Here is a 26,988-nt window from a genome sequence, read left to right as displayed (position 1 = left end):
AACTAGGGTTTTGATTTATAATTCGAAGACCTCATTTTGGATTGCCCATTTGGCAAGGCCTACCGAATTTTTCAACTCAAGCTTTAGAAGAATATTTGCACGATGACTTTCCACCGTATGCGTACTTATGGATAGTTCGTCAGCTATTTCACCTGTCGTTTTTTCCTGACAAATCAATTGTATGATTTCTACCTCTCGTTTCGTCAGTAGATCTTTCTTTGCAAAGCTGCTGGATGACTTTTTATTCCCTGCATCAAAGAAGGTGGACATGAGTTGAGGGTCGAAAAAGTTCCTGCCCGCTGAAACCTCGTCAATGGCTTTGAGAATATTCTCTTTGCTCGAGTTTTTCAATAGGAATCCAAAGGCGCCATTTTTTATCATCCGCTTTGCCAACCTAGGGTTGTCATGCATGCTTAGGGCGATGACTCTAATATTAGGATAGTGCTTGTTAAGGTATGCTGTGCATTCCAAGCCATCCATCTCCGGCATATTGATGTCCATTAAAACCATGTCGACAGGTTTTGACTCCACTAATTCGATCACTTGGTGACCGTTCAACGCACCACCTGAAAACTCAAGATTTTCTGTATTATTGATGATGGCTTCCATGCCGTCAATGATCACCTGGTGATCATCGGCAACCGCAATTTTAATCCTATCCATAGTGTGGTATTGTAATGTTAAATGATGCCCCTTGCCCAGGAGATGACTCAAATGTCAGTTTGCCTTTTAAGATGTCTACCCTTGAGGCGATACTACGAAGCCCGAGCCCAGACTTGACTTTCGACTTTTCAAACCCCTTACCATCGTCTTGATAAATCAAAACATAGTCTTGCTTAGATTTGGCGAGTTCTATCGAAAGCTTTGTGGGGTCGGCATACTTGAGGCTATTGTTGATTAACTCTTGAACAACTCTGTAAATCAATACTTCTTTTGATTCATCATAGGCACCTTCTTCATATGAGAGGGCCTCTTCAATGACTATATCTGTGGAAGCTTGAACATTATCCAAAAGGTCTAGAATGGCCTCTTGTAATCCAAGCTTGGTAAGACTGGCCGGAATCATGTTATGAGAGATTCTTCTGACCTCGGTACAGGCATTGTCGATTTGTTCAAGGGAATTTTTGAAATCATCCTTGGCTTCCACTTTATCCTGAAAATTGGTGAGACGGAGTTTTACGCTGGTTAACAGCACGCCAATGCCATCATGTAAATCTTTAGCCACCCGTTTTCTTTCGTTTTCTTCCCCTAGGACCATGGCTTGTAGGTTTTCGAGCTTCTTCTTCTGAATAGCTCTGGAAAAGAGCAGGTAAGCAATAATGAATATGACAATCATAATGATGATTACTATGCCGAAAATTCTTGCCCTTCGTGTAGCGAAAAAAGCCTGTTCTTCCGCCTGATCTAATTGCTTGTCGGTACGGTAGTCTTCAGTAATTTTTGCAATGGATTGTGTGTTTTGCTTTTGTAAAAGAAAAGTAGCGGTATCATACTGTGATTCTTTGTATGCGAGTGCTTGTCGATAATCTCCAAGACCCTTGTAGGCATCAATTAGAATTCCATAAGCACGAATATAATATTGAGGGTCTTTGAAAGACCTGATTGTCTCCATATTTTCTTTGAGAATGAGGATCGCCTCGGAATATTTGGCTTCTAAGACCAATAACTTCGCAAGTTCGTTTGAAACGGCAATCTTCATTTGATCAGGCCCAACCTGATCATATAGTTCTTTGGCTCGTTGAAAGTATATTAGTGCGCTATCAATGCTAGTCGGTTTATTATAAGAATTTCCCAACATGTAGTAAAGATTGGCTAAGAGGGATATCTGGCTATCCCCGTCAATACTTGCCACACCTTTTTTATAGTTCTTTATAGCCTCTTCGGAGTTTCCTGAACGCCATTGGAGACTACCTAGAGCATAGTATGACTTTGCAAGTTCAGAAGTGAGTCCGTTTTCCTCCCTTATAGAAATCGCTTGATTGAAGTATGAGGTGGCTTGGTCAACTTCTCTGAGCTGAATATAAACGTCTGCGATGCGGTCATTAATATCTGCTTCTTTAATTGGTTGATCCAATTCAGATACTATTGGTAACAGATCAATGTATACTCTTATGGCACTATCGTACCTTGCAGATAACCTGTGATTGTAACCTCTGTAAAGTTGAAACCTTATGAATTGATCCATATCGAGTTGCTCTGGATCAATTCGGTTTAAGTACAAGCGAGCAGAATCTTTTTGGCTATTAAAAAGAGATAATATAAGGTCAAGACCCGTCTCTGGGTTGCCTGTCCTATTAAATTCAAGTTTTAAGCTATCTACATTATTAGATTGAGCCTTTATCAAACAGGGTAAGCATAGCCCTAAGGCTATGCTCATAATTATTACAAATCTGGTTTTCAAATCTATTCAGTTGGAGGAGGAGGGGGCATAACTACTTCACACTCTTCTGTAAAGTACATAGGAATACCCGTTATTGGATTCACATACCCTTGTTGTGCAATTGGATTCTTTGGATTAGCCTGATTGTACTCATTAATAACTTGCTCAGTAGTATCCATTTTAAAAAGTAACTTATTTTCTTCAATATCAGTGCTGAAGTAATATGTGTAGCTGATTACCATTCTCTTGATACCTTTATCAAAAGCAGTCGCTTCGAAATTTAAGACGTTACCTGGAGGCATTTCGTCAAAATAGTGACCATCCTCATAGGGACTTGTGACTACTAAATTTTTGTAGAAATATAGGTAGTCCATGATTCTGTACGTTTTGCCCTCGTGGTTATGCACGTGTGGTCTAAAAATGACAAACGGCATGTGTGTCATAATCTTTTTGGGAAGGTCCTTTAATTTTTTCAAAGGCGTTCCCATGGTCGGTGGGTTTGTAGTAGTCATTACCTTGCGTTTGTTTTAGTTGAACAATTAATCTACAATGACTTTCTGTCATTCACAATGAAGGTATGCCATAATCAATGAATACAACTAGTGGCAGTAGTCCAATCTTCGATATAGCTGAATTCAGCTACTTAAAATACCTCTAGCTGAAAACCACTATTTTTTGATGCTAAGGTATTCTACTATCAAATTGAAGCCGTTTTTCTGTCTCTTTATGTCAGACTACTTAAGCGACTAAATCATATGAGGCACATTCAACTGAAAATTGATTTCACGAATCGGGAATTTGAAATAATAAATCTGCTGGCTGAGGGTAGCAGAGCCAAAGAGATAGCGAATGAGCTGTTTGTATCAGAATTTACAGTTAGGACGCACATGAAAAATATTTTAAGAAAGTCACATGCGCGCAATACTACTGCATTAGTGGCGACCTGTATCAGACAAGGCCTTATCTAGCAGTCGGGCTTTTATGATCCAACTGGGGTATCAAGATATTGGTACCCTTTTTTATTTTCTATGAATCTTTCGATTGGTGACGTTTTGTCTACATCGATAATTTGAAAAAGGGAGGTAGTGACCCTACTTTTATCACAAGCTCAATTCAAGCACTGAGCGGTTAGGTGTAAGTCAGTTATCAGCGGATTCTGTGGTGAAAATTAGGATGAAGTTGATTTATTTAATAGTAGTCAAACTATTTACCTTGAAAAAGCCCCGCCCCGAAACTTCGGAGGTCGGGGCTTTTTATTGTTAGTCGCTTCTAGTGCTATTAGAGTTCTCTAAGCCAAATATTCCTAAATCTCACAGGGTTGCCATGGTCTTGGAGGATGATAGAGCCATCACCGTGGGCAGGATTCTTTGGAAATCCAATGTACTCGGTGGTCCCTAAGAGCCTCTGATGATTTTGAACTACAATGCCGTTATGCATAACCGTGACATAGCCATCCGCTACCTTTACCCCATCTTCATTGAACCGTGGGGCATGAAAGATTATATCATAAACATTCCACTCACCAGGAGCCACAGTGGCATTGACTAAAGGAATGCTCTGTTTGTATAATGAGGCTGCTTGTCCGTTTGAGTAGGTTCTGCTTACATAACTGTCTAAAACTTGCACCTCATACCTTTCTTGGAGAAAAACACCGGAGTTGCCTCTGCCTTGTCCTTCACCAACGATTTCCATAGGTGCACTCCATTCGATGTGCAGTTGAATATCACCAAACTTGCGATTGGTCATAATATCACCTGTGCCTTTGACCACTTCTAGGTATCCGTTTTCCACTTTCCATTTGGCAGCTGCTCCGTCTTTTCTCGATTTCCATTCGTTCAGGTCTTTGCCGTCAAAAAGAACAATGGCATCGGAAGGAGCGGCCCCATTCCTGGCTGGAGTAACTTTACGGGGTACAGGTTCCCAGACTTCGGTTGCTTTTGGATCTGTGATTTGTGCAAAGGCGGTAGCACCGCAAAAAAGTATGAGTAATATGATTGAAAGCTTTTTCATGTTATTCGATTCCTAGTAGGTTTTTAAATTCGTCATCACTTATGCCAGCATCAGCAAAGTCATCGAAGCTCTTTTCTGTAGCTTCAATAATAAACTGATCGATGTATTGAGCACCTTCTCGCGCTCCTTGCTCAGGAGACTTAATGCAGCATTCCCATTCTAAAACTGCCCAGCCATCATAGCCATATTGGGTCATTTTGGAGAATATGGCTTGAAAGTCTACTTGACCATCACCGATAGATCGGAAGCGTCCTGGTCGGTCTATCCAATCTTGATAGCCGCCATATACACCGGATTTTCCATTGATATTGAATTCAGCATCCTTGACATGGAACATCCCAAAGAACTCATGGTAGTGATCAATATAGGCAAGGTAGTCTAACTGTTGTAATACGAAATGAGAAGGGTCATAAAGAAGTTTTACTCTGTTATGCTTTCCTGTTGCCTCATAAAACATTTCGAAAGTGGTACCATCATGTAAGTCTTCCCCTGCATGAACCTCATAGCAAACATCAACTCCATTTTCATCAAAATGATTGAGGATTGGTTCCCATCGTTTTGCCAGTTCCGCAAAGCCTTTTTCAATCAAGCCAGCAGGTCTCTGAGGCCAATTATAGAAATAAGGCCAAACCAACGCCCCTGAAAAGGTAGCATGCACATTAATGCCCAGGTTCTTAGACGCAACTGCAGCTTTTTTTACCTGATCGATGGCCCATGCGTTTCTTTGTTTTTTATTAAGTCCCTTTGGAGCAAAACCCTTGAATAGCTCTTCATAAGCAGGGTGAACCGCTACCAACTGCCCTTGTAAGTGTGTTGAAAGCTCACTAACCTCTAAGCCGTGATCAGCCAAGGTACCTTTCAGTTCGTCACAATAGGTTTTGCTTTCGGCCGCTTTGTCAAGATCAATCAATCGGCTATCCCAAGTAGGTATTTGAACCGCTTTATAGCCCAAGTCACTTGCCCATTTGCCGATGTTGTCAAGCGAATTAAATGGTGCCTGGTCATCAGCAAATTGAGCCAGAAATATGGCAGGTCCTTTTATCGTTTTCATAGCTATTTAGTCTTCAATTTCTGTCCATGTATTACCGTTGCTGTCGGATGCCAGTACAGCTTCTATAAATTTCATGCCTCTGACACCGTCTCTAATAGTCGGGTAAGCACCATCCATATGCGCTTCTCCTCTAATGGCTTTAGCAGCACCGATGTAGAGATTGGCCATAGAGTCGAATATCCCTTCTGGATGACCTGGGGCCATTTTTGTACTTTCCTCAGCAAGCTTGCTGGCATAAACATGTCCTGGTTTTAAAACGTGTACAGGCTCACCGTCTTGAAGGTGGTATAAATAATTAGGGTCTTCCTGCTCCCACTTTAATGCGCCTTTGGTTCCGTATACTGAGATACGGAGGCTGTTTTCTTCGGCAGTGGCGATCTGACTTGCTCTGACTATGCCACGTACATCATTCTCAAACCTTAACAAACTAGTGCCATCGATATCCAGCGGGTTATCATCATATAATGTGTTGAGGTCCGCTAATACTTTCATGGTTTTCAAACCCGTAGTATACTCGATCATATTAAAGGCATGGACGCCAATATCACCCATGCAACAACTTTGACCTGCCTTTTCAGGGTCAAGGCGCCAAACACCTTTGCGCTTTTCTTTGTCATGAATCACTGGATTGATCCAGCCCTGGTAGTATTGTGCATCTACCTTCTGAATATCACCAATAACTCCATCTGCAATCATGGATTTCATCTGTCGAACCATTGGATAACCAGTATAGGTATGCGTAAGCATAAAGACCACTTGGTGCTTCTCAACCAGTTCTTCCAATTCTATGGCTTCAGCGGCAGTATTGGTTACCGGTTTTTCACAAATGACATGAAAGCCAGCCTGAATTAGTTGCTTCGCCATAGGATAGTGCAGGAAGTTAGGGGTCACCACAACTACCGCTTCGATGCGCTGGTCTTCTGGCAGCTCAAGTTCCTTTTCAATGAAGGTATCAATGTTTGGATATGTTCTTGATGGATCGAGTTCCAGTTTGTTGGCAAATGTGAGGGCATTATCATAGTTGGTGTCAAAGGCACCACCCACTAAGGTGTATTCTTCACCAATGTAGGTGGCGATTCGGTGAACGATGCCAATAAAGGAGGAAAGTCCACCGCCAATCATCCCTAATCTGATCTTTTTTCTATCTGACATTTTCTTTGTGATATAAGGTTAGTCCTCTTTGTATTCTATTGTCTCGTTTTTAAACGAGAAGGTAAATATTAGGAATACCACTGCTGAGAATATTGCAGGGATAACCCAGATGCTTTCCCAAGCATGGCCATCAGCCGTTACGTAGTATTCTGAAATCTTTCCGGCTGCCCAGAAACCGATCAACATACCCACTCCATAAGTGGCGAGTGTGATCAAACCTTGTGCTGAACTTTTGAATTTCTCACCTGCTTTTGAATCAGTATAGATTTGGCCAGAAACAAAGAAGAAATCATAACAAATACCGTGTAGTGCAATACCCGTCAGAAGCATAAACACTAGCTCATCACCATTGCCAAACGCAAAGAGTAAATATCTTAAAGCCCAAGCCAACATGCCGAAAAGGAGTGTCTTCTTAATACCATATTTCTTTAGGAATACGGGTAGTAAAAGCATAAACAGAACTTCTGAAATCTGCCCAATGGTCATTTTTCCGGTGGCATTTGCAACACCAATTTCTGTTAGGAACGGGTTGGCATTTTGGTAGTAGAAAGCTAATGGAATACAGATTAAAACTGACGAGAAAAAGAATACGGCAAAGTTTCTGTCAGTCAGAAGCTTTAAGGCATCAAGGCCTAAGATCTCTCTAATACCGGCCTTTTCATTTTTATCCACCACTGGTGGTGTTTTTGGCAGTGTAAAACTAAAAAGCCCCAAAGCACCTGCAGCGATTGCTGTCATCAAGAAGGTGTTTTTCAACATGCCCGAGGCAATGGCTTCTTGAGAATCCCATGAGAATACAAAACTGATTACCAAACCAGCTAGTATCCATCCTATAGTACCCCAAACTCTGATTTTGGAAAAATCCTTCGAAGGATCGCTCATGGTTCTGAACGCCACAGAATTAACGAGCGCCAAGGTTGGCATATACAGTATCATATAACCTAGCACATAAGGATAGAATACACTAAACTCTGTGGTATTAGACATTAGGTACATCAAAACGGCTCCTACCAGATGCAATACAGCCAAGATGCGTTCAGCATTGAAGTACCGGTCGGCAATGAGACCAATAATGAAAGGCGCTATAATCGCCCCCCAAGATTGGGTGGAAAATGCCTGCGCGATCTGTCCATCACTAGCGTTGATATTATTGCCCAAAAATGTGCCTAAAGTCACGAACCATCCGCCCCAAATAAAGAACTGGAGGAACATCATGATGCTTAGTCTTACCGTAATTTCGGAGTTACTCGTACTCATAGTTGATCGTTTTAGTATTTCTACAGACCTGGTCTACTTTGAAAGGTCCTTTAACATTACTTTTCTAAACTGAATAGGATGGCTTTCGCTCTGTAAAGCGATATATCCCTCAGTCAGAGGCTTTCCGTCCTCTTTTATTTCTTCTTTGAAATTATTTACTACACCTCCGCCAATGACGGGGTTTGAATACTTGATGACTGTATCGCCCGCTATGATATGAGCGATCTCTTGATTATTTCTGACTAGTATGTCAATAGTCACCCATTGATCATCACTGTAAGTGGGGGCTTTTGCATTTATGCAGTGTTGCGAGACAAACTCATTGTCAATATCTACATGTGTGCCAGGGGTGCAAAGGTTTCCAGTAGGTCTTTCACCTTCGCCATATCCTCCCAAAAATTGTGCTTCCAAGGAGATAGGGAAGTCTTGTTGATTGTTCATTGATTCAGGTGACTGTGCATGAAGCATAACACCACTGTTTCTTTTAGCCCAAAGCTCTCCACCTTCTACTTGTTCACCGATAAATCTATATTCAATTCGTAGTAGATAGTCAGAGAACTTGTCTTTATAGAATAAGTGACCAAAACGATTATCGAAACGGTAGTATTTGTCATAAGAAACCGTCAATAAGCCATCAACTACTCTGAAGGTTTCTCCATAATTCTCACCTACATCATAGCCCGTGATTTTCGGTGTCCAGCCTTCAAGATCTTTTCCATTAAAGAGTTGAATCCATTCATCCTCCCTTTGGTTGCAGGATGTAAGGCAGCAAAAAATTATCCCTAAAAGGGTGCAAGAGAAAAAGGCGCGTTTCGTCATAAAAATGGAGCAATAAGATAGGGAAAATCTACCTGAAATCAAGCTAGTTTTATCTGGCTAAAAATGACTCGGCAACCAATAAATCTTCTGGGGTTGTGATTTTGATATTTCGATAGTCTCCGTCTATCAGGTGGATAGAACCACCGTTGTTTTCAAAGACTGAAGCATCGTCAGTAAATGCGGATTGGTAAGGTGTTTCAAATGCTTCTTTAATGAGACCGAGTTGAAAGGTTTGAGGGGTTTGGATTAACCTATATACTGAGCGATCTACGGATCGATTTGAGTTTGAAGAGATTTCTCTTAATGAATCCTTTAAGGGCACTGAAGTAATGGCATTGCCATGGGTTAGAGCCTGATCAAATGAGGCTGAAATAATATCCCTGCTGATTAATGGTCTAACGCCATCATGAATCGCAACAAGACCTGCGTTTCCCTTGATACTATCCAGCCCATTTTTAACGGAGTGGAATCGTGTTTCTCCACCTTGAACAATATGGTGGGGGACTGCGAATGTGTGTTCTTCGCAGAGCGTTTCCCAGTATTCAATCTGTTCCCCTGGAAGTACAAGCCTAATCTCGATATCATCAAAGTTGAACGCTTCAAGCGTATGCATCAAAATGGGCTTGCCATTCAAGAGGAGAAACTGCTTGGGTAATTCGCTCTGCATCCGAGTTCCACTTCCTCCCGCAACGATGATGGCATTTTTCTGCATGGTTAAAATTAAAAAAGCCTTCCTAGTATACTAAGAAGGCTTTCAGTTTTATTGTTCATTATGGATTAGATGATCAACATCGCATCACCGTAACTAAAGAATCTATAATCTTCTTTAATAGCTGTTTGGTAAGCTTCCATCATCAGGTCATAGCCAGCAAAGGCTGCTGCCTGCATAAGTAAAGTAGATTCAGGTAAATGGAAGTTAGTCACTAAAGCATTACAGATTTTGAATTCGTAAGGAGGGAAGATGAATTTGTCCGTCCATGCAGAATTGGCTTTCAATCTGTCGCTTGCTGAAACTGAAGATTCCAGTGCTCTCATAGAAGTAGTTCCGATGGAGCAAACTCTCTTCTTATTATCTAAGGCTCTGTTTACGATTTCCGCTGTTGGATCCAAGATGGTATAGTTCTCAGAGTCCATTTTGTGCTTTGTAAGGTCCTCTACATCTACAGGTCTAAAAGTGCCAAGTCCAATGTGTAGGGTGATCGGGGTAACGTCAACACCTTTGATTTCCAAACGCTTCAATACTTGATGCGTAAAGTGAAGACCGGCTACTGGAGCAGCTACGGCACCTACGTGCTTGGCATAAATAGTTTGAAATCGCTCTCTATCTTCTGGCTCAGTTTCTCTAGGGATAGTTCTCGGAAGAGGGGTTTCACCCAATGTATCGATCGTCTTGTAGAATTCCTCATCACTACCATCGTATAAGAATCTGATGGTTCTACCTCTTGATGTCGTATTATCAATTACTTCGGCTACTAACTCACCTTCTCCAAAATAGAGTTTGTTGCCAACTCTAATCTTTCTTGCAGGATCTACGAGTACATCCCAAAGATGCATTTCGGAGTTTAATTCTCTTAATAAGAAAACTTCGATTTGAGCCCCTGTTTTTTCCTTCTGCCCATAAAGTCTGGCCGGAAATACTTTGGTGTCGTTGTTCACCATTACATCTCCTTCATCAAAGTAGTCAACGATATCCTTAAAGACTTTATGTTCAATTTCGCCAGTGTCTTTGTGCAACACCATCAATTTTGACTCGTCTCTATTTTCTACAGGATATTTAGCGATCTTGTCTTCTGGAAGCTCAAGTTTGAAAGCTGATAATTTCATATAGGGTTTCTTGTTAAACCTTGAATTTCAAATAGCTGGCAAAGATATGAATATTTGCTTCAGCTTTGCATGAATTCTGCTGGAAATCTAATTGGAAAGTTTTGTGATTTTCAGGTCACATAGGTCTCTCCACTTAACTGGGTATTGTTCCTTTCAGTAGGAAGAATAGTTTTTTTAACCATTTTCCGTTTTATGGCGTTTACATTTTTTGATTCTTTACGTTGTAAAAGTATTGTTGCTTTAAAGCGCTTCTTCCATGCGATTAGGTATTTTTCTTAAGTTGTTTGCAGAGAGTATAAGGTTTGCCATGCAGGTCTTAACCACAAACCTGCTTCGAACCACACTTTCACTATTAGGGGTTACCATTGGTATCATGCTGATCACCTTGGTTTTTACGTTAGTAGACTCCCTGGAAAAGAATATTAAAGATAGTCTTGACTTCTTAGGTTCTAATGTGGTTACTGTTGACAAATTTCCATTTGGAGACGGCCCTGATCCTGATTATCCTTGGTGGAAATATTTCAGAAGGCCTAATAACAATTACGCTGAATACGAATTTCTAAACGCCAATCTCAAAAATGCTTCTGCGGTGACCATTGTGGGCAGGGCATCTAGTGTTATCAAAAAAGGAAGTAGCAGCTTGAGTAGTACTGACATTTGGGGGATGACCTACGAATACAAAGATGTCTATGAGGTTGCAGTTGAGAAAGGAAGATATTTTACCCAACAAGAAATTGAGGGTGGAAGAACAGTAGCACTTATTGGTGATGAAGTGGCCAAACAACTCTTTCCGAATGAAGAAGCCGTAGGTAAAGACATTAAGGTCAGAGGTTACAAGGTTCGTGTGATTGGCGTAATGGAGCGAGAAGGTGAGAGCTTTATTGGAACCCCAAGTAGTGATGATCGCGTCTTCATTCCTTATAAGATGTTTACAAAAATGTACAACATTGGCCGGGTTTTCGGGATTAACCCTTCAGTAGCGGTGAAGGGTTATGATAATGACATTGGTCTGGTGGAACTTCAAAATGAGATGGAGGGGATGCTCAGGAAAGTTCGTGGTTTAAGGCCGAAAGACGAGACAAACTTTGCACTCAATAGACCAGAAGCCCTTGCTGATGCCCTTGGAGGAATTTTCGATGTTTTGGGAATTGCAGGCTGGGTAATCGGAGGTTTCGCGATCCTTGTAGGAGGCTTTGGTATTATGAACATCATGTTTGTATCTGTTCAGGAACGTACCAAACTGATCGGTATTCAGAAGTCGCTTGGAGCAAAAAATTACTTTATCCTATTCCAATTTTTATTTGAGTCGATCTTCTTATGTCTACTGGGAGGTGTAGCAGGGATTCTCATTGTCTACTTGTTGACATTTGTTCCATTAGGAAACTTGGAGGTAATGCTTTCAACGAAGAACATCCTTTTAGGTGTGGTCGTATCCAGTACGATTGGTATTGTTTCTGGAATTATTCCTTCAGCAAAAGCAGCAAGGCTTGATCCTGTGGAGGCGATGCGATCGGCATAAGGAGTGCTAATGTATTAGCTGCTTTGCTTCGTTTTTGACAAATACGGTTTTTCGAAAGTCTTTGGGCTGGGTATCATTCAGTAGTTTAAGTGCCCCTTTGGCTTCTATTAGCTCACCAAAGTTCTTTTCCCTTGCTTCAAACTGGCTTTGGTCAGCGAAAGTAGTGATCAGAATAAAGTGAAATGGACCGTCCTCAGAATAGTCCGTCTCTAGTAGGTTGTATTCCTTTATATAGTTCTTTGATTTGGCTTGTATTCTCAATTGCAACCAATTGTTTTCGTAGTAATACCGAGCTTCTTTCTGGTTGTCATTTAATACCTCAACAAATTCCACAGTAGTGAGCGTTGTGGATTTCGAGTCATCCGTTGAGCCAATTTTAGGATGACTTGCAAAGGCGATGGTTAGGAGTGAAATAGTGATTGTCAATGCGGCTTTTGAGAAAGTGTATTTCATAATATTCATAACTGAGATTATTGAAGTGGGGTTGGACCATAAAAAAAGCCCTCGATAGAGGGCTTTTAAATAATGCTTAATGAGTGCCTTTATTCGACAGAAGCTTCCTCTACTTCTCCGTTGATTACGGCTTTTATTCTGTTTTCGAGCTCTTCTGCTAGCTCAGGATTGTCTTCGATCAAATTCTTCACGGAATCACGTCCTTGTCCTAATTTCTCTCCATTATAAGAGAACCATGATCCAGCTTTCTTAATGATTTCAAATTCAACTCCAAGGTCAAGAATCTCACCAGATTTGGAAATACCCTGACCATACATAATATCGAACTCAACAATCTTGAACGGAGGAGCTACTTTGTTTTTCACCACTTTAACTCTTGTGCGGTTACCCATGACATTGTCAGCACTTTCTTTGATCTGGCCAATTCTTCGAATGTCAAGTCTTACCGAAGAATAAAACTTCAATGCGTTACCACCTGTAGTAGTTTCAGGATTACCGAACATCACACCAATCTTTTCTCTGAGTTGGTTAATGAAGATACAAGCACAACCAGTTTTGTTGATTGTTCCTGTAAGCTTTCTAAGGGCTTGAGACATCAAGCGGGCTTGAAGTCCCATCTTGCTTTCACCCATTTCTCCTTCAAGTTCAGCCTTAGGTACCAGAGCAGCTACTGAATCAATCACAATGATGTCTAGGGCGCCTGACCTAATCAGATGCTCAGCAATTTCTAGTGCTTGCTCACCATTGTCTGGTTGAGAGATTAACAGGTTCTGAGTGTCAACTCCGAGTTTTTCTGCGTAGCCTCTATCAAATGCATGTTCCGCATCAATAAATGCAGCAAGGCCTCCTTTTTTCTGGGCTTCAGCAATACAGTGTAAAGTAAGAGTGGTTTTACCTGATGATTCTGGGCCATATATCTCAATGACACGACCTCTAGGGATTCCTCCAATTCCGAGTGCTATATCCAATCCAAGCGATCCTGTAGGGATAGAAGGAAGGTCTACGACAGTTTCATCACTCAACTTCATAACAGCTCCTTTGCCGTATGATTTTTCGAGTTTGTCTATTGTTAATTGTAATGCCTTTAGTTTTTCGGAATTCTCACTCATCTTTATGGGGTATTTGTGTTCAGAATAGTCTGTGAAGATAGTAGTAAAGACTTCAATTAACAACGATAGATTAAGGCTTATTTTTACATCCTAATGAAGGTGAAGAAAATACTAAAAAGAGTAGGTTTAGTACTGTTGGTATTGATCATTTCAGCTGTGATTTGGCAGTTCGAATTGGTGAACTATGGACTCATGCAATTACGAGGTCAATTAAGAGTAATCAATCAGTCAATTCCTTTGGAAGAATACCTTCAGGATACAACAATCACTGCAGATCAGAGAGAGAAGGTACAGGTGGTTTTGGAGGCTAAGGCTTTCGCTTTTGAAAAGCTAGGAATAAACTATTCAGAGAATTATTCGACCATATTCGATCAGCAGGGTCAGCCTTCCATGTTTGTGATTACTGCTTGTGAGCCCTTTGCTTTTCGGCCAAGGCTCTGGAACTTCCCAATAGTGGGTAAGTTCCCCTATAAGGGTTTCTTTGATAGAGAAAAAGCGGTTGACGAAGCCAGAAGAATTCGTGAAGAAGAGGGTATGGAAGTGGGTTTAAGAACTGCCGGTGGCTGGTCAACATTGGGCTGGTTCAAAGACCCTGTCTTGTCCAACATGCTCAACAGGTCAGAGGGTGACTTAGCGAGTTTGATCATTCATGAACTAACCCATGGAACCCTATTTGTAAAAGATTCGGTAACCTTTAATGAAAACCTGGCCTCTTTTATTGGAGATAGGGGAGCAATAATGTTTTTAGAAGAAAAGTATGGTGAGGGGAGCCAAGAGGTAAGCGATTTTATTGATAAGAATGCAGACGAAGAAGCTTTCAAGAGTTATATGCTTGGAGCAGCTCAACGCCTGGATTCTTTGTATCAAACACTGACAGATTTGGACTTAGAAAAAAAGGTGTCTCTTAAAGCGGCTTTGATTGACGATATCAAAGTCAATTTTGATACTGTTGACTTTAAATCACAGCGTTATGTCGGCTATTTTGATAATTTTACACCAAATAATACTTTCTTTATGTCGTTGCTGAGATACAATTCTCAGCAGGACATTTTAGCACTCACATTAGAGCAAAAATTTGACGGAGATCTTCTCGCATATTTGGAATACCTTAAAGCGCAATACCCCTCTCTTTGAAATTATTGGTATGGCATTTGTCAGAAAGACAGGAAAGTTTAAAATGAGACTATTTTTTTCTATCCTATTCTTGGCAGCTTTTCACCTAACCTTTGCTCAAGATTATGCCCTGACAGATGATATGCCCTTTAAACCAGGTGAACGCCTGGAAATGAAGGCATCTATTGGGTTTGTAAAAGCGGCTGAAGCTACTTTTAGTGTGAGTGATATCATTTACACGATTAACGATCGCCCGACCTGGAAAATTGACATCAATGCACGGACTTCTGGTATCTTCGATTTCTTCTCGCCAGTCAGAGATAATTGGGGTACCTATTATGATACCGAACAGCTGATTCCTCAACGTTTCTACCGATACATAAGAGAAGGTCGCTTTAGAAAAAACGAGATCCTCTACTTTCATCACGATCGTGATTCGGTGACTGTTAATAAGTTGCATAAGGAAACGAAACGACTTGAGCGGACAGAGGAGTATGCCATACCGCATAATGTTCAGGATATGGTGACTGGGTACTATTACCTAAGGTCAATCGATTTTAACAAGCTCAAAGTTGGTGAGATTATCACCATCCAGACTTTTTTTGATGAGAAAGAACAACCTTTTCGAGTGAAGTTTACGGGTAGAGAAGTAATCAAGACCAAGTTTGGTAAAGTCAAATCAGTTGTCCTTGTACCGATTATTGAAAAAGACAGTCTCTTTGAGGAGGACAATACTTTGAAAGTCTGGCTTTCAGATGACCTCAATAAGGTTCCGCTTAAGTTTCAAGCAAAGATATACGTGGGTTATTTGCGCGTTGAGCTCAAGAAAGCCGAAAACCTAAAGCATCCTATGGCGATTGTTGAGTGATTGAAAATTAGTTGTCCGAGAGTCTATATTTCGTATATCTTTGTTAGACAACTGAAAATCCATGACAAACAAGCAAAGCCCTAAAGTACTCGTTGTAGATGATGACCTTGACATCCTTGAACTCTTAAAGTACAACCTTAAGAAAGAAGGTTATGAGGTCGAAATTGCAGAAGACGGTATGAAGGCCGTTTCTATTGCCAAGAAATTCGTTCCGGACCTTATCCTCCTAGATATTATGATGCCCGAACAGGATGGCGTTGAAACTTGCCGTCAGATCAGGGAAATTCCAGAAATGTCAGATGCACACGTCACTTTTTTGACAGCAAGGACAGAGGAGTACTCTGAAGTAGCAGCTTTTGAGGCAGGCGCTGATGACTACATTACAAAACCCATCAAACCGAGGGCTTTAATGAGTCGCATTAGTGCGCTATTTAGGAAAGAAAGTAAGAATAAAAAGAAGCCCCAGATTGTTGCAGGTAATCTAACGATTGATCGATCGAGCTATACGGTGAGCGCTAACGGAGATCAATTTACATTGCCTAAGAAAGAGTTTGAGTTACTTTATTTCTTAGCGCAGAACCCAAATAAAGTCTTTAGTCGAGACGAATTGCTTCAGAATATTTGGGGGACCGATGTCTATGTACTGGCCAGAACCGTTGATGTACATATTAGAAAGGTACGTGAGAAAATAGGTGACGGATATATTTCAACCGTCAAGGGCGTAGGGTATAAGTTCGAAGTAGCTTAGAGATGTTTTTAAATTCCAGAGTCGTTGCATTGGTCTTAGCAGTAGTCGTTGCTATTGTAACCACTGCGTTTTTATCTCTGGTGCCGGATGTTTCTGAGCAAGGTCTTTTAGTGACCGCATTATTATCCTTCGCGGCCACCTACCTATTAGTTTACATTACTTTTGAGTTTTTAGTCTTTAAAGAAATAGGAGAGATATATAAGGTGTTGAATAAAATGAGGAAGAAGGATTTCTCTTTTATTGATGCCGGTGACGCCTCTGACACCAACAACCCTTTAAAGCGCATCAATCGAGAAATCTATACCTATGGGGTTAATCGAAACAAGGAGATAGAAGACCTCAGGAAATTGGAGGCTTTCAGACGAGAGTTCTTGGCAGATGTGAGTCATGAGTTAAAAACGCCTGTTTTTGCGGCACAGGGATTTGTACATACCTTATTAGATGGTGCTGTTGACGATAAGAAAGTCCGTAAGAAGTTTCTGAAACGAGCAGCAAAGAGTTTGGATAATCTTGATGCTTTGATTCATGACCTGCTCACACTATCGCAAATAGAAACGGGTGAAATCAAAATGCACATGGAGCATTTTGATATTGTGCGAACCGCGCATGAGGTTATCGATCAACTTGAAAATAAAGTTGAAAAGAAGGGGCTCACAATTGGCTTTGATAGAGAATACAGTGAACCCATATTCGTACATGCAGATGCGGAGCGCATTTACCGTGTACTCATGAACCTTGTGTCAAATTCTGTCAAGTATACCGACAATGGGAATATAGAGGTTGGCATAGAGACTGAAGAAAATGAAGTTAAGGTTTTCATCCGTGATACGGGAGTGGGGATTCCTCCTGAGGACCTAAGTCGAATTTTCGAGAGATTTTTCAGAGTTGATAAGTCAAGATCCAAAGAAGGTGGTGGCACAGGGTTGGGACTTGCTATTGTGAAGCACATACTGGAAGCACACGAGACTCAGGTCAATGTGACTAGTACAGTGAAGAAAGGCTCGATTTTTAGTTTTAAACTGCCTATCGGTCAAAGTACTCAAGAAATGGAAGAGGAGGCCCGACTGGAACTTGAGTTGCTAGAACAAGAAGACGCTTAGTTCTTGTTAATTTTGCCCAGCGCATGAAAATCAATTTCGAATCATTAATCATTTATGAGGATGACAACTTTATGGTTGTCAATAAACCTCCGTTTATGGCTTCGCTAGAAGACCGTAACGATCCGGTAAATTTGCAGAAGCTGGCAAAGCAGTACGATGAAAATCTTTCGGCATGCCATCGACTTGACAAAGAGACCTCTGGGTGTATTCTTTTGGCAAAAAATAAGGAGGCCTATCGTCATGCTTCATTACAGTTTGAGCATCGATCCATTAAGAAAGTATATCACGCCTTTGTACATGGGGTACATGAGTTCAAGGCAGAGCTTATAAACCTGCCGATCTACGCATTAAGCAAAGGCACAACTAAGATTGACTATGCAGTAGGCAAACCTGCTAAAACGACTGTCAGCACTTTAGAGCTGTATAAATTTCATTCTTTAGTTGAATGTATTCCTGAAACGGGACGTATGCATCAGATTAGAATTCACCTTTCGCAGAGCAAGGCTCCATTGATCAACGACCAGATGTATGGAGGTGATCCTTTGTTCCTTTCACAGATCAAGAGGAAGTTCAAACTCAAAAAAGACACCGAAGAACTCCCTTTGATCAAGCGTTTCGCGTTACACGCTCATGAACTTGTTTTTGACAATTTCAAAGAGAACATCACCGTACAAGCCCCTTACCCTAAAGATATGGCTGTTTTGCGCAAACAACTGATGGCAAACAAGCGTTAATTCTCGACTTCCTAGCTGTCCATTTTGACCTCAGGTTATTCAGGTCTTTAATTCTGAAAAGAATTATTAATAGTGGTGTTGGAATTGAAAAATCAAACTTCTATCTTTGTGTCCCTTTTTAAGGGGAGGACTGAATAAAGTATTAAAAGTCAATTAAATATACTGAAGTGGATACACTAAGTTATAAGACAAAATCGACCAACAATGCAACTGCAGATAAGCAGTGGGTCTTGGTTGATGCCGCCAACTCAAAAGCATTGGGACGTTTGGCAAGTGAGGTAGCTAAAATGATTAGAGGCAAGCATAAGCCAGGCTACACTCCGCATGTTGATTGTGGAGACAATGTAATCGTAATCAATTGCGACAAAGTGAAGTTGACAGGAAAGAAGTGGACAGACAGAGTGTACCTTTCTTATACTGGCTACCCAGGTGGTCAAAAAGCAACTACACCTAGACAGTTGAAAGAGAAATCTTCTACACTTTTAGTGGAAAGAGCTGTAAGAGGTATGTTGCCTAAGAATAGATTGGGAAGAAGTCTTTTCAACAATCTATATGTATATGAAGGAGCTGAGCACCCACATGAGGCTCAACAACCAACAGTAAAAGAATTATAAGATCGCTTCAATGGACGTAACAAATACAATCGGAAGAAGAAAGACATCTGTAGCCAGACTTTACATGCAGCCAGGTAATGGTGACATTAATGTAAATGGCAAAACTGTTAAAGATTACTTTAACTCTGATGTTTTAGAAATTATTGTGAAGCAGCCTTTAGTGAAAGTTGAGCAGGCTACAAACTTTGATATCAAAGTAAATGTAGATGGTGGTGGACCAAAAGGTCAGGCTGAAGCGATTAGACTAGCTATTTCAAGAGCACTTTGCGAAGTGGATGCTGAGCACAGACCTGCATTGAAAAGCGAAGGTTTCCTTACTCGTGACCCTAGAATGGTTGAGCGTAAGAAGCCAGGAAGAAGAAAAGCGAGAAGATCATTCCAGTTCTCGAAACGTTAATTAGAATCTATATCAAGTTATATAATGTCAAAAATTACTAACAAAGACTTACTTGATGCTGGTGTTCACTTTGGGCACTTGACGAGAAAGTGGGATCCTCGTATGGCACCTTACATCTTCATGGAGAAGAATGGTATCCATATTATTGATCTTAACAAAACCCTTAGCAGCCTCGAAGAAGCATCAAACGCTGTTAAGAACATCGTCCGTTCTGGAAGAAAGGTGATGTTTGTCGCTACTAAGAAACAAGCGAGAGCTATCGTTTCTGAAGAAGCACAAAGACTAAACATGCCATTCGTTACAGAAAGATGGTTAGGTGGTATGTTAACCAACTTTGCTACCATGAGAAAGTCTCTCAAGAAATTGTCAGGTATTGACAAGTTGATGAAAGACGAAAGCTTCAAAGCACTTGCTAAGCGTGAGCGTTTGATGAAGACTCGTGAGAAAGCAAAACTAGAAAAACTATTAGGTGGTATTTCTGACCTGACTAGACTTCCAGCTGCACTTTTCGTGATCGATGTAAAGAGAGAGCATATTGCAGTAGCAGAAGCTAAGAAGTTGAATATCCCGGTTTTTGCACTTTGCGATACTAACTCTGACCCAACCAAGGCTGACTTTGCTATCCCTGGTAATGATGATGCTTTCAAGTCAATTGAAATTATCACCAGAGCTTTCGGAAAAGCGATCGAAGAAGGATTGTCTGCTCGTAAAGAAGACAAAGAGGAGAGAGAAAGAGAGAGAGCTGAGGAAGAAAAGAAAGCTGCTGATCAGCAGACTGAAAAACAAGAAGCATAAGATTTAATTGAATCATAATCAAAATTGAACATTGGATCCGCTTCGATGTTCAATTTTTGTTTAGACCAATCTGTAATTAATAAAACAATATAAAAATGGCTATTACAGCACAAGAAGTTAATAAACTAAGACAAATGACCGGTGCCGGCATGATGGATTGTAAAAAGGCATTGGTAGAAGCCGAAGGCGACTTCGATAAAGCGATTGAAATTCTTAGAAAGAAGGGCCAAAAACTTTCTGAGAAAAGAGCTGATAGAGAAACTAAAGAAGGTAGTGTATTTGTAAGAGTTAGCGAAGATGGTACTAATGCTCACTTGGTAGCATTTACTTGTGAGACTGACTTTGTTGCTAAAAACGAAGATTTCCAATCACTTGGAAATGAGATCGCTGACGCTGCATTAGCTAACAACCCTGCTGACCTTGCTGCATTGAACGCTCTAAGTCTTGGAGACCTTACTGTTGAAGCAAAGGTGACTGAGCTTTTGGGTAAAATCGGTGAGAAACTTGCTGTTACTGCATACGAAACTATCTCAGGAGAGAAAGTAGCTTCTTACATCCACTCAAATGGCAAACTAGGTGTACTAGTTGCTATGACAGGTGCTGGTGATGCTGACGTTGCTGACGCTGGTAAAGATGTGGGTATGCAAATCGCTGCAATGAACCCTGTTGCTCTTGATAAGGACGGTGTTGATTCTGCGGTTGTTGAAAAAGAAATCGAAATCGGAAGAGATCAGGCACGTCAGGAAGGTAAACCAGAGGCTATCCTTGATAAAATTGCTCAAGGTAAGCTTCAGAAGTTCTTCAAGGAGAACACATTGTTAAGCCAGGCATTCGTAAAAGAGCCTAAGCAATCTGTAGCCCAGTACCTTGATTCAGTAAACAAAGGTTTGACAGTTACAGCTTTCAAAAGAGTATCTATCGGGTAATTAATCCGAAATTATAAAACACAAAAGCGGCCCCGATGTATCGGAGTCGCTTTTTTTGTGTTGAATAAACGTCATTCCGAGAAAGACGATAGCCTGACGAAGGAATCTCCAAATCAGGTCTCAGCAAGCTAGTTGGAGATTGCTTCGTCCCATGTCCTCGCAATGACGAAAAATCACTTCTTCACTTTCTTTACTTCATTACTTAGTCTCTTATTCTCCTCCTTCAAAACCTCAATCTCCTTCTTCATATCAATCATATAAAGCGTCAGCTCTTCCACCTTCTTCAGTAGCGTAGCATCCATATTTCCTAAATCGAGCCCTTCCTTTTCTACCTTCTCAGCTGAGGGCACTTCAGGTAGGTGACCATTCTTCTTGACGAAATCCTCCACCTCACTTAAAGCTCTGAGCTCGTAACTCGAAGCAAAGACATAATCTGGCCAGTTGCCGGGGTTTACACTGACTTTTACTTTCATAGCTTCGACATCACCATTAACAATTGCATCTCCAGAAATTTTTGCTTTTGACTGAATGTGAAATTGATTTTTATTCCCTTCGAAATAAATATAGCTTGAACCAGCAGGGTCTTCAAAGCCGATACCTACCCATCCGTCATTTGATTTCACTCTGATAGGGGCATCATTGTCCGCAGTGACTCGAAGAAAGTTTGAACCTGTTGTCATTCTAGCTTGACCCACCTGATACAAATCACCATCAATTTTAGTATTACCATTGACTTCTAGTTTTTCTCCTGGGGTAGTGGTGCCAATACCTACATTGCCATTGTCTTTAATGGAAAGTCTTTGCTGGCCACCTGTTGAAAAACGGATATCGTTATCTGGGGATGATCCATCTGCTCTATTCCTGATATGAAAAATGTGAGCACCATTATTATCACTGTCCTGAAAATATTCAAGATATGCGTTGTTGTCTTCCACTTGAAATTGAAGCCGTTCGGTGGAATTTCTTCCAAACTTCATGGTGTTGTAGGTCGTATTACTGAGGAAGCTCACGTTTTGACCTACTACACTTAGGCGATCATTAGGAGAATCTGTGCCAATCCCAACATTACCATTCAATTGATCCCAAGTCATGACTCTGGTGTAGCTACCGTTATATCGCCAAAGTGCTAAGTCATGATTTTGTCCAACAGGCCTTTGTCCAAACTCCCATTTAATGACATCATTTACCCTAAATTCAATGGGCACTTTGTTGCTTTGATTTACATCATTCAATATGAGTTTTGGGCCATAGACACTGGGCTCGATCCTAACTGTTTGCGTATAGGTCTGTGAAAAAGCGCTGGTATAGAGCACGAGGATAAGTAAAGTGTATGCTATTTTTTTCATGATGAATAGATTTGATAGTTTGAAATGAGAGAAGGACTACTTTTTTTCAAGCTTTTCTAGTCTCTCGATGACCTCATTAAGTGTGTTTTCGAGTGCTTGGTTATTCGTTCTTAGCTTTGAGTTTTGGACTTCTAACTTTTTTCTTCCAGCTTCCAACTCTAACACGTAAAGCGTCAACTCCTCCACCTTCTTCAGTAGGGCAGCATCCATATTCCCTAGGTCTAACCCTTCTTTTTCTACTTGTTCAGTTGAGGGGACTTCAGGTAGGTGGTGGTTGGTTTTGATAAACGCCTCTAATTCACTCAAAGCTCTGAGCTCGTAACTCGAAGCAAAAACATAATCCGGCCAGTTGCCAGGGTTAACACTTACCTTCACCTTTTTAGAGTAGAGCTCCCCATCAATCAATGCATTACCATTGACTTCTAGTTTTTCCCCTGGGGTTGTTGTGCCAACTCCAATATTGCCATTGTTGGAAACTGTCATTCTGAATTCCGGTGTAAAAGTATTTCCCGAAGCAAGTCCTGAATTTGAGAATAAGTGGATGTAACCATTATTTTGGACAATGCCACTACTGTAATTACTTCTGGCTGTAAAACTTCCTGCGGAATAATAGTGGCCTCCTTGTGAGATAACTCCATAGTTGGCTGAATGACTACCTAGAAACATTCCATAAGTATTATTTGTGGTATGAAGGTGTAGCTGAGAGTCAAAATAATTGGATGAGTACTGACCAACTACATCAACTCGATAACCTGGTGAGTCAGCACCTATACCTACATTTCCGTTGGCATCTAGGACCATCAAGTTAGAATTGGTCCAAATGTCTTTGTTTACCCCATAACTGAAGGACAGCTTGTCACCAGAATTACTTCCGGTAATTCCTGTATTGGCCCATGAAGTGATTCCAAACTTGTGTATGAGTGCGCCAGTAGATTCATTGTACCTGCCAAAACTTATGTTGTTCGAAACGGTCGAATTATCGTCAAAGGATAATAGGTCAAAATTACCATCCCTGCCATTAACAACCAGGCCAGAATTCCCCATAACGGCAGAGGACAATGGCTCATTTGATGTCAAACTAACCTGTAGTTTTGATAGTGGAGAAATGGTGCCGATGCCAACATTACTTGTACTTCCATCTATAAAAAGAGCATCCGAATTGAATTGAATATTATTGTTGCCTCCATCAATTATAAAATGGTCAGCTGTATCATTAGCCCTTAACTTTAATTGATCACCTACATGAAGGATCCGTGAACGGCCGAGATTATCTTTAATATAAATGTTTGCAATTCCATCAGTACTCTCAAAAGTAACAACATCGTTTCCATTATTACTTGCTACTACATGTAGGGGCATTTGTGGTGAAGTAGTACCAATGCCCACATTACCACCACTTAGGATGGACATATATCTTGTTCCTCCTACATCGAAATAATGACCACTGGTTGCACCATATTTCATATAAGTGCCTTCGTTTCTTATGGAGGCATAAGTGGTACCTGCCCAGCTAATAGACTTATTGTTTGCGAGTTTTAAGATATCCGAAAAGTAGCCGGTACCGGTTACATGTAGTTTATAACCTGGTGTAATGGTCCCTATACCAACATTTCCCGTAGTCGGAAAAGTATTGGTTTGGGCTAATGCGCCAACGGTGCAGAGGGTGCCAATAATTATGAATGCTGCCTTTTTCATAGTGAGTCTATTTTCTATTTGACTGATAATTTATGATTGTAAAATATAATTATAATTAGTGAGAGTATATTTTATTTTTTATGAATTATTGATTACCATAGATAAAGGGTAAAAAAAAGCCCCTTCCTAATAATTAAGAAGAGGCCCAATCGGGGTGTTAATATGCTTTAATTATTCATTATGCTGGTACAAGTGCACATCTCTCTGAGGGAAAGGAATAGTAATGCCTGCTTTGTCCAGCGCATCTTTGGAGCCTTCTAAAATATCGAAGTAGACATCCCAATAATCAGCTGGGTTACACCATGGACGAACGGCTAGGTTAATGGCACTGTCGGCCAGCTCTGCAACACCCACAAATGGAGCTGGTTCGGCTACAACCTTCTCATGGTTCTTCATTACTTCCACTAGGAGTGTTCTGGCAAGTTTTACATCCTCATCATAGGCGATGCCAATGGTAAGGTCTACCCTTACACTGTCCTTTGCAGTGAGGTTCTTTAAACTTCCGTTGGACAATGATCCGTTAGGAATAATGACTAACCGATTATCAGGAGTTAGAATTTTAGTCACGAAGATCTCGATCTCTTCTACCACACCCAGATGGCCTTGGCCTTCAATAAGGTCTCCTACTTTAAAGGGTTTGAATATAAGGATGAGTACACCACCTGCGAAGTTGGCCAGTGTTCCCTGAAGTGCAAAGCCTACCGCAAGACCAGCAGCTCCAATGATTGCGACAAATGACGTATTCTCTATACCGATCATATCGGCAACGGTCACAATCAATAGGACCTTTAAAATCCAGTTAATGAGGTTTGAGATAAATGGACGAAGCGTAACGTCAATGTTGCGGGCCTCGAATCCTTTGTTAATAAGTTTGACTGCGAATTTTATTAGCCTGAGACCAATAATTAAAACCAGAATGGCCAGTATAATTTTTGGGCCACGTTGCATGATCAGCTCAACTCCCTGATCGTAATATTTTTCGAAATCGATATCCATAATTAGCTTGTTTTAGTTCAAGCCAATGATGCAAGTGCTATGCCTTAGTGTAAAGTGCGTCCAGAGGCCTTAAAGGAAGCATTTATACAAAATAGGCATGAATTAGATTCTCAAATCTGACTTTAATTCTAATAATGGGAACAGAAGCTTAGAAAGTAAAGACTTGCCCTTCTCTGGCCACCTTATACCCAGCATCTAAGACTGACTGGTGCTCCGGACTGTTGCTGAAAAGAAGTGGGTTGGTATGGTTGAAATGAATAAAATGAACTTTGGCTTTATCTTCTGTTGAAAGGTTTTCAAAGAGTTTCATGCTTTCTTCGACAAAAGGATGGGGTATTTCGCTCATATCTCGGCCAGGGATTTCTCCATTTTTAAAGAATGAAGCATCTAGCAAGGCCGCGTCTACGGACCGAATCATGTCAAGAATATCTAAGTCCCACTTCTCCCATTTGTCAATATCTGGAATGAATAGGATAGACTTGCCATTCGATTCTACTTTAAAGCCAACCGTTTCACTGAATTCATCACGATGAGGTACTTGATAAGGAGTTACTTTGAACGATCCGATGGTAGTGGGCTCTTGATTCGTTATTGATTTTAGGTCGATATTTCCTAAAGAAACTAATTGACTCCAGGGTCCATTTGTGCTTAAGTATTCATGCATTTTTGGCATCGCATACACCGGTGTTTTCTGAGTCCCCATTGCTTCTCTGCCCATATGCATTAATCCTGTATAATGTCCCATATGGGCGTGCGTTAAAAATATCCCATCGTAAGGGTAGTTATCAGTACTTGATACCTGATCCATCAGCTGAAGCTGCTCCTTAAAATCGGGAGTAGCTTCGAACAACCAACGTTGATTGTTCAAGGGGTCTATTAAGCCGAGAGATACAGCGTAAGTTTTTCTGGCCTTTCCCTCTTTAATCAATTTCCATTCTTCCTGTTGACCTGCTTGAGGGTAACCGGCATCTTGTGCAACACCGAGCACTATGAGGTAGGGTTGATCTGTCGGTATGGTCATGCCCACATATTCCTTATCAGTTTGACAGGCGCCTACCAATAAGAATAAAAAAAGAGCCACAATCGGCTCTAAGTTTAAGGTTGAAAAAGGTGCTTTCTTCATTATTAACTACCGCAACCTACACAATCAAAGTGAGAGTCCATTGGCTTAACACCATTAAGCTTCATGGTCAGGTTGTGGATTTCGTCTTTGATGTCCATGTCGCTAAACATGTCACCGGTTAGTTTGCTGTTCAATTCGGCAATCTGTACTTCTAATTGTTCTTTTGTTAATTCCATTGGGGTAATTGAAATTGGGTTATTGGTCTGATAGGTACTTCAATTTAAGGTTTACCAATTGAAAAACAAATACGGGTACCTACATAAGGTTAAGGTTTTGGCCTCAAAGGTCTGATTTTCAGTGCTGAAAAAAATTCAAGGAAAAAAAGTAACTTCCCCTGTAACCATTCGGAAAACCCAGAGTTTCCCCCACTGAATTCTCAAAACAAAACATTGGATTCACTCTCAGACAACACATTAATGCTCAAGGTTAAAGCTGGTCAACTTGATCAACTTGGTTTGCTTTTCGAGCGACACAATAGACCCCTTTACGGGTTCTTTTATCGCTTGACCGCTGATAGCGCTATTAGCGAGGATCTTGTGCAGAATGTGTTTGTGAGAATAATGAAGTACAGCCATACCTATAAGGGGGATGGCAAGTTCACCACTTGGATGTACCACATGGCCAGAAATCTTTTTGCCGATCATTATAAAAAGCAAAAGAAGATGGGCTACAAGGAAGATCCGGAAGTGACAGATAAATACTTCAGAGATGAGTTCAATGCAGAAGAGAAGAGGATCAAGGAAGAACAACTTGACATGCTGCAGTTGGCTATGAACAGGCTATCGGCAGAAAAAAGAGAAGTCTTAGTACTAAGTAAATATCAGGGTATGAAGTATCAGGATATAGCTGAGGTACTTGACATCACTGAAAGCGCAGTCAAGGTTAGAATCTTTCGGGCCCTTAAGGACTTAAAAGTTCAATACGAGAAGTTGGAAGTTGTGAATTCACAGGGAACTTAA

The 26,988-nt window shown here is 40.8% G+C and carries 29 protein-coding genes; 12 read left to right on the top strand and 17 right to left on the bottom strand.

From position 1 onward, the window contains the following. Positions 1 to 15 precede the first annotated feature (15 nt). Genes BFP97_RS10925 through BFP97_RS10915 form a run of 3 tightly spaced genes read right to left on the bottom strand, consistent with a single transcriptional unit; the run spans position 16 to position 2,892 of the window. Positions 16 to 663, bottom strand: a complete 648-nt coding sequence (locus BFP97_RS10925) for a response regulator (RefSeq protein ID WP_069842454.1) — start codon at positions 661 to 663, stop codon at positions 16 to 18. After that, a complete protein-coding gene (locus tag BFP97_RS10920) occupies positions 656 to 2,377 on the bottom strand; it encodes a tetratricopeptide repeat protein (RefSeq protein ID WP_069842453.1) in 1,722 nt (573 codons plus the stop codon). The genes BFP97_RS10925 and BFP97_RS10920 overlap by 8 nt, the downstream gene beginning before the upstream one ends. Positions 2,378 to 2,403: 26 nt before the next feature. Beyond that, positions 2,404 to 2,892: a hypothetical protein gene (locus tag BFP97_RS10915; protein WP_069842452.1), complete on the bottom strand. Its 489-nt coding sequence runs from the start codon at positions 2,890 to 2,892 to the stop codon at positions 2,404 to 2,406. A gap of 243 nt (positions 2,893 to 3,135) precedes the next feature. Here BFP97_RS10915 and BFP97_RS20925 point away from each other — a divergent pair, with 243 nt between their 5' ends. Beyond that, on the top strand, positions 3,136 to 3,348 hold the full coding sequence (locus BFP97_RS20925) for a response regulator transcription factor (protein WP_069842451.1): 213 nt from the start codon (positions 3,136 to 3,138) through the stop codon (positions 3,346 to 3,348). A 310-nt stretch (positions 3,349 to 3,658) separates the two neighbouring features. Here BFP97_RS20925 and BFP97_RS10905 read toward each other — a convergent pair whose 3' ends face one another. From BFP97_RS10905 to queA, 7 genes are all read right to left on the bottom strand, one after another. Further along, positions 3,659 to 4,390: a DUF1080 domain-containing protein gene (locus tag BFP97_RS10905; RefSeq protein ID WP_069842450.1), complete on the bottom strand. Its 732-nt coding sequence runs from the start codon at positions 4,388 to 4,390 to the stop codon at positions 3,659 to 3,661. A gap of 1 nt (position 4,391) precedes the next feature. Next, complete coding sequence (locus tag BFP97_RS10900) at positions 4,392 to 5,441, bottom strand: sugar phosphate isomerase/epimerase family protein (protein WP_069842449.1); 1,050 nt, start codon at positions 5,439 to 5,441, stop codon at positions 4,392 to 4,394. A gap of 6 nt (positions 5,442 to 5,447) precedes the next feature. Next, complete coding sequence (locus BFP97_RS10895) at positions 5,448 to 6,593, bottom strand: Gfo/Idh/MocA family protein (protein ID WP_069842448.1); 1,146 nt, start codon at positions 6,591 to 6,593, stop codon at positions 5,448 to 5,450. Positions 6,594 to 6,611: 18 nt separating this feature from the next. Continuing rightward, a complete protein-coding gene (locus BFP97_RS10890) occupies positions 6,612 to 7,850 on the bottom strand; it encodes a nucleoside permease (RefSeq protein WP_069842447.1) in 1,239 nt (412 codons plus the stop codon). A 33-nt stretch (positions 7,851 to 7,883) separates the two neighbouring features. Further along, the gene (locus tag BFP97_RS10885; RefSeq protein WP_069842446.1) at positions 7,884 to 8,669 is read right to left on the bottom strand and encodes a DUF1080 domain-containing protein; all 786 of its coding nucleotides are present in this window, start codon (positions 8,667 to 8,669) and stop codon (positions 7,884 to 7,886) included. A gap of 49 nt (positions 8,670 to 8,718) precedes the next feature. Next, positions 8,719 to 9,381: a 2-C-methyl-D-erythritol 4-phosphate cytidylyltransferase gene (locus BFP97_RS10880; RefSeq protein ID WP_069842445.1), complete on the bottom strand. Its 663-nt coding sequence runs from the start codon at positions 9,379 to 9,381 to the stop codon at positions 8,719 to 8,721. 65 nt (positions 9,382 to 9,446) lie between these two features. Continuing rightward, a complete protein-coding gene (gene queA / locus BFP97_RS10875; RefSeq protein ID WP_069842444.1) occupies positions 9,447 to 10,493 on the bottom strand; it encodes a tRNA preQ1(34) S-adenosylmethionine ribosyltransferase-isomerase QueA in 1,047 nt (348 codons plus the stop codon). A 256-nt stretch (positions 10,494 to 10,749) separates the two neighbouring features. Here queA and BFP97_RS10870 point away from each other — a divergent pair, with 256 nt between their 5' ends. Further along, complete coding sequence (locus BFP97_RS10870) at positions 10,750 to 12,012, top strand: ABC transporter permease (protein ID WP_069842443.1); 1,263 nt, start codon at positions 10,750 to 10,752, stop codon at positions 12,010 to 12,012. A 6-nt stretch (positions 12,013 to 12,018) separates the two neighbouring features. On the opposite strand, the gene BFP97_RS10865 is transcribed toward BFP97_RS10870, so the two are convergent. Beyond that, positions 12,019 to 12,465, bottom strand: coding sequence for a hypothetical protein (locus BFP97_RS10865; RefSeq protein ID WP_221406601.1), 447 nt, complete (start codon positions 12,463 to 12,465; stop codon positions 12,019 to 12,021). 89 nt (positions 12,466 to 12,554) lie between these two features. Continuing rightward, positions 12,555 to 13,574 (bottom strand): recombinase RecA, encoded by a 1,020-nt coding sequence (recA, locus tag BFP97_RS10860; RefSeq protein ID WP_069842442.1) that lies wholly within the window; start codon positions 13,572 to 13,574, stop codon positions 12,555 to 12,557. Between the two features lie 99 nt (positions 13,575 to 13,673). Here recA and BFP97_RS10855 point away from each other — a divergent pair, with 99 nt between their 5' ends. From BFP97_RS10855 to tsf, 9 genes are all read left to right on the top strand, one after another. Next, positions 13,674 to 14,708 (top strand): aminopeptidase, encoded by a 1,035-nt coding sequence (locus BFP97_RS10855; protein WP_170827452.1) that lies wholly within the window; start codon positions 13,674 to 13,676, stop codon positions 14,706 to 14,708. A 10-nt stretch (positions 14,709 to 14,718) separates the two neighbouring features. Then, positions 14,719 to 15,555 carry a DUF3108 domain-containing protein gene (locus tag BFP97_RS10850; protein ID WP_069842440.1) on the top strand — a complete coding sequence of 279 codons (837 nt, stop codon included), beginning with the start codon at positions 14,719 to 14,721 and terminating at the stop codon, positions 15,553 to 15,555. Positions 15,556 to 15,616: 61 nt separating this feature from the next. Further along, positions 15,617 to 16,303, top strand: coding sequence for a response regulator transcription factor (locus tag BFP97_RS10845; RefSeq protein ID WP_069842439.1), 687 nt, complete (start codon positions 15,617 to 15,619; stop codon positions 16,301 to 16,303). A gap of 2 nt (positions 16,304 to 16,305) precedes the next feature. Further along, the gene (locus BFP97_RS10840) at positions 16,306 to 17,403 is read left to right on the top strand and encodes a sensor histidine kinase (protein WP_069842438.1); all 1,098 of its coding nucleotides are present in this window, start codon (positions 16,306 to 16,308) and stop codon (positions 17,401 to 17,403) included. Between the two features lie 23 nt (positions 17,404 to 17,426). Continuing rightward, positions 17,427 to 18,137 carry an RluA family pseudouridine synthase gene (locus tag BFP97_RS10835; protein WP_069842437.1) on the top strand — a complete coding sequence of 237 codons (711 nt, stop codon included), beginning with the start codon at positions 17,427 to 17,429 and terminating at the stop codon, positions 18,135 to 18,137. Between the two features lie 167 nt (positions 18,138 to 18,304). Then, complete coding sequence (rplM, locus tag BFP97_RS10830; protein ID WP_069842436.1) at positions 18,305 to 18,751, top strand: 50S ribosomal protein L13; 447 nt, start codon at positions 18,305 to 18,307, stop codon at positions 18,749 to 18,751. 10 nt (positions 18,752 to 18,761) lie between these two features. Continuing rightward, a complete protein-coding gene (rpsI, locus tag BFP97_RS10825) occupies positions 18,762 to 19,148 on the top strand; it encodes a 30S ribosomal protein S9 (RefSeq protein ID WP_069842435.1) in 387 nt (128 codons plus the stop codon). Between the two features lie 24 nt (positions 19,149 to 19,172). Further along, positions 19,173 to 19,943: a 30S ribosomal protein S2 gene (gene rpsB / locus BFP97_RS10820; RefSeq protein WP_069842434.1), complete on the top strand. Its 771-nt coding sequence runs from the start codon at positions 19,173 to 19,175 to the stop codon at positions 19,941 to 19,943. Between the two features lie 95 nt (positions 19,944 to 20,038). Further along, positions 20,039 to 20,869, top strand: coding sequence for a translation elongation factor Ts (gene tsf, locus BFP97_RS10815; protein ID WP_069842433.1), 831 nt, complete (start codon positions 20,039 to 20,041; stop codon positions 20,867 to 20,869). Positions 20,870 to 21,042: 173 nt separating this feature from the next. Here the strand turns inward: tsf and BFP97_RS10810 are convergent, their stop codons facing one another. The 5 genes from BFP97_RS10810 to BFP97_RS20735 form a co-directional block, all read right to left on the bottom strand. After that, positions 21,043 to 22,215, bottom strand: a complete 1,173-nt coding sequence (locus BFP97_RS10810; protein ID WP_069842432.1) for a hypothetical protein — start codon at positions 22,213 to 22,215, stop codon at positions 21,043 to 21,045. 36 nt (positions 22,216 to 22,251) lie between these two features. Further along, positions 22,252 to 23,910: a hypothetical protein gene (locus BFP97_RS10805; protein WP_069842431.1), complete on the bottom strand. Its 1,659-nt coding sequence runs from the start codon at positions 23,908 to 23,910 to the stop codon at positions 22,252 to 22,254. Positions 23,911 to 24,081: 171 nt separating this feature from the next. Then, positions 24,082 to 24,906 carry a mechanosensitive ion channel family protein gene (locus BFP97_RS10800; RefSeq protein WP_069842430.1) on the bottom strand — a complete coding sequence of 275 codons (825 nt, stop codon included), beginning with the start codon at positions 24,904 to 24,906 and terminating at the stop codon, positions 24,082 to 24,084. A gap of 148 nt (positions 24,907 to 25,054) precedes the next feature. Next, complete coding sequence (locus tag BFP97_RS10795) at positions 25,055 to 26,029, bottom strand: MBL fold metallo-hydrolase (protein ID WP_083262512.1); 975 nt, start codon at positions 26,027 to 26,029, stop codon at positions 25,055 to 25,057. 2 nt (positions 26,030 to 26,031) lie between these two features. Further along, positions 26,032 to 26,205: a hypothetical protein gene (locus tag BFP97_RS20735; protein ID WP_170827451.1), complete on the bottom strand. Its 174-nt coding sequence runs from the start codon at positions 26,203 to 26,205 to the stop codon at positions 26,032 to 26,034. Positions 26,206 to 26,445: 240 nt separating this feature from the next. Here BFP97_RS20735 and BFP97_RS10790 point away from each other — a divergent pair, with 240 nt between their 5' ends. Further along, complete coding sequence (locus BFP97_RS10790; protein ID WP_069842429.1) at positions 26,446 to 26,988, top strand: RNA polymerase sigma factor; 543 nt, start codon at positions 26,446 to 26,448, stop codon at positions 26,986 to 26,988.

The organism is Roseivirga sp. 4D4, from assembly GCF_001747095.1.
Classification (GTDB): Bacteria; Bacteroidota; Bacteroidia; order Cytophagales; family Cyclobacteriaceae; genus Roseivirga.
Note: the sequence above shows the minus strand (reverse complement) of the source record. Positions and strands in the feature narration are given on the sequence as shown.

Coding starts and splice junctions, on each gene's coding strand:
- BFP97_RS10925 (WP_069842454.1), bottom strand. CDS start 663: ATGGATAGGATTAAAATTGCGGTTGCCGATGATCACCAGGTGATCATT.
- BFP97_RS10920 (WP_069842453.1), bottom strand. CDS start 2,377: ATGAGCATAGCCTTAGGGCTATGCTTACCCTGTTTGATAAAGGCTCAA.
- BFP97_RS10915 (WP_069842452.1), bottom strand. CDS start 2,892: ATGACTACTACAAACCCACCGACCATGGGAACGCCTTTGAAAAAATTA.
- BFP97_RS20925 (WP_069842451.1), top strand. CDS start 3,136: ATGAGGCACATTCAACTGAAAATTGATTTCACGAATCGGGAATTTGAA.
- BFP97_RS10905 (WP_069842450.1), bottom strand. CDS start 4,390: ATGAAAAAGCTTTCAATCATATTACTCATACTTTTTTGCGGTGCTACC.
- BFP97_RS10900 (WP_069842449.1), bottom strand. CDS start 5,441: ATGAAAACGATAAAAGGACCTGCCATATTTCTGGCTCAATTTGCTGAT.
- BFP97_RS10895 (WP_069842448.1), bottom strand. CDS start 6,593: ATGTCAGATAGAAAAAAGATCAGATTAGGGATGATTGGCGGTGGACTT.
- BFP97_RS10890 (WP_069842447.1), bottom strand. CDS start 7,850: ATGAGTACGAGTAACTCCGAAATTACGGTAAGACTAAGCATCATGATG.
- BFP97_RS10885 (WP_069842446.1), bottom strand. CDS start 8,669: ATGACGAAACGCGCCTTTTTCTCTTGCACCCTTTTAGGGATAATTTTT.
- BFP97_RS10880 (WP_069842445.1), bottom strand. CDS start 9,381: ATGCAGAAAAATGCCATCATCGTTGCGGGAGGAAGTGGAACTCGGATG.
- queA (WP_069842444.1), bottom strand. CDS start 10,493: ATGAAATTATCAGCTTTCAAACTTGAGCTTCCAGAAGACAAGATCGCT.
- BFP97_RS10870 (WP_069842443.1), top strand. CDS start 10,750: ATGCGATTAGGTATTTTTCTTAAGTTGTTTGCAGAGAGTATAAGGTTT.
- BFP97_RS10865 (WP_221406601.1), bottom strand. CDS start 12,465: ATGAAATACACTTTCTCAAAAGCCGCATTGACAATCACTATTTCACTC.
- recA (WP_069842442.1), bottom strand. CDS start 13,574: ATGAGTGAGAATTCCGAAAAACTAAAGGCATTACAATTAACAATAGAC.
- BFP97_RS10850 (WP_069842440.1), top strand. CDS start 14,719: ATGGCATTTGTCAGAAAGACAGGAAAGTTTAAAATGAGACTATTTTTT.
- BFP97_RS10845 (WP_069842439.1), top strand. CDS start 15,617: ATGACAAACAAGCAAAGCCCTAAAGTACTCGTTGTAGATGATGACCTT.
- BFP97_RS10840 (WP_069842438.1), top strand. CDS start 16,306: ATGTTTTTAAATTCCAGAGTCGTTGCATTGGTCTTAGCAGTAGTCGTT.
- BFP97_RS10835 (WP_069842437.1), top strand. CDS start 17,427: ATGAAAATCAATTTCGAATCATTAATCATTTATGAGGATGACAACTTT.
- rpsI (WP_069842435.1), top strand. CDS start 18,762: ATGGACGTAACAAATACAATCGGAAGAAGAAAGACATCTGTAGCCAGA.
- rpsB (WP_069842434.1), top strand. CDS start 19,173: ATGTCAAAAATTACTAACAAAGACTTACTTGATGCTGGTGTTCACTTT.
- tsf (WP_069842433.1), top strand. CDS start 20,039: ATGGCTATTACAGCACAAGAAGTTAATAAACTAAGACAAATGACCGGT.
- BFP97_RS10810 (WP_069842432.1), bottom strand. CDS start 22,215: ATGAAAAAAATAGCATACACTTTACTTATCCTCGTGCTCTATACCAGC.
- BFP97_RS10805 (WP_069842431.1), bottom strand. CDS start 23,910: ATGAAAAAGGCAGCATTCATAATTATTGGCACCCTCTGCACCGTTGGC.
- BFP97_RS10800 (WP_069842430.1), bottom strand. CDS start 24,906: ATGGATATCGATTTCGAAAAATATTACGATCAGGGAGTTGAGCTGATC.
- BFP97_RS10795 (WP_083262512.1), bottom strand. CDS start 26,029: ATGAAGAAAGCACCTTTTTCAACCTTAAACTTAGAGCCGATTGTGGCT.
- BFP97_RS20735 (WP_170827451.1), bottom strand. CDS start 26,205: ATGGAATTAACAAAAGAACAATTAGAAGTACAGATTGCCGAATTGAAC.
- BFP97_RS10790 (WP_069842429.1), top strand. CDS start 26,446: ATGCTCAAGGTTAAAGCTGGTCAACTTGATCAACTTGGTTTGCTTTTC.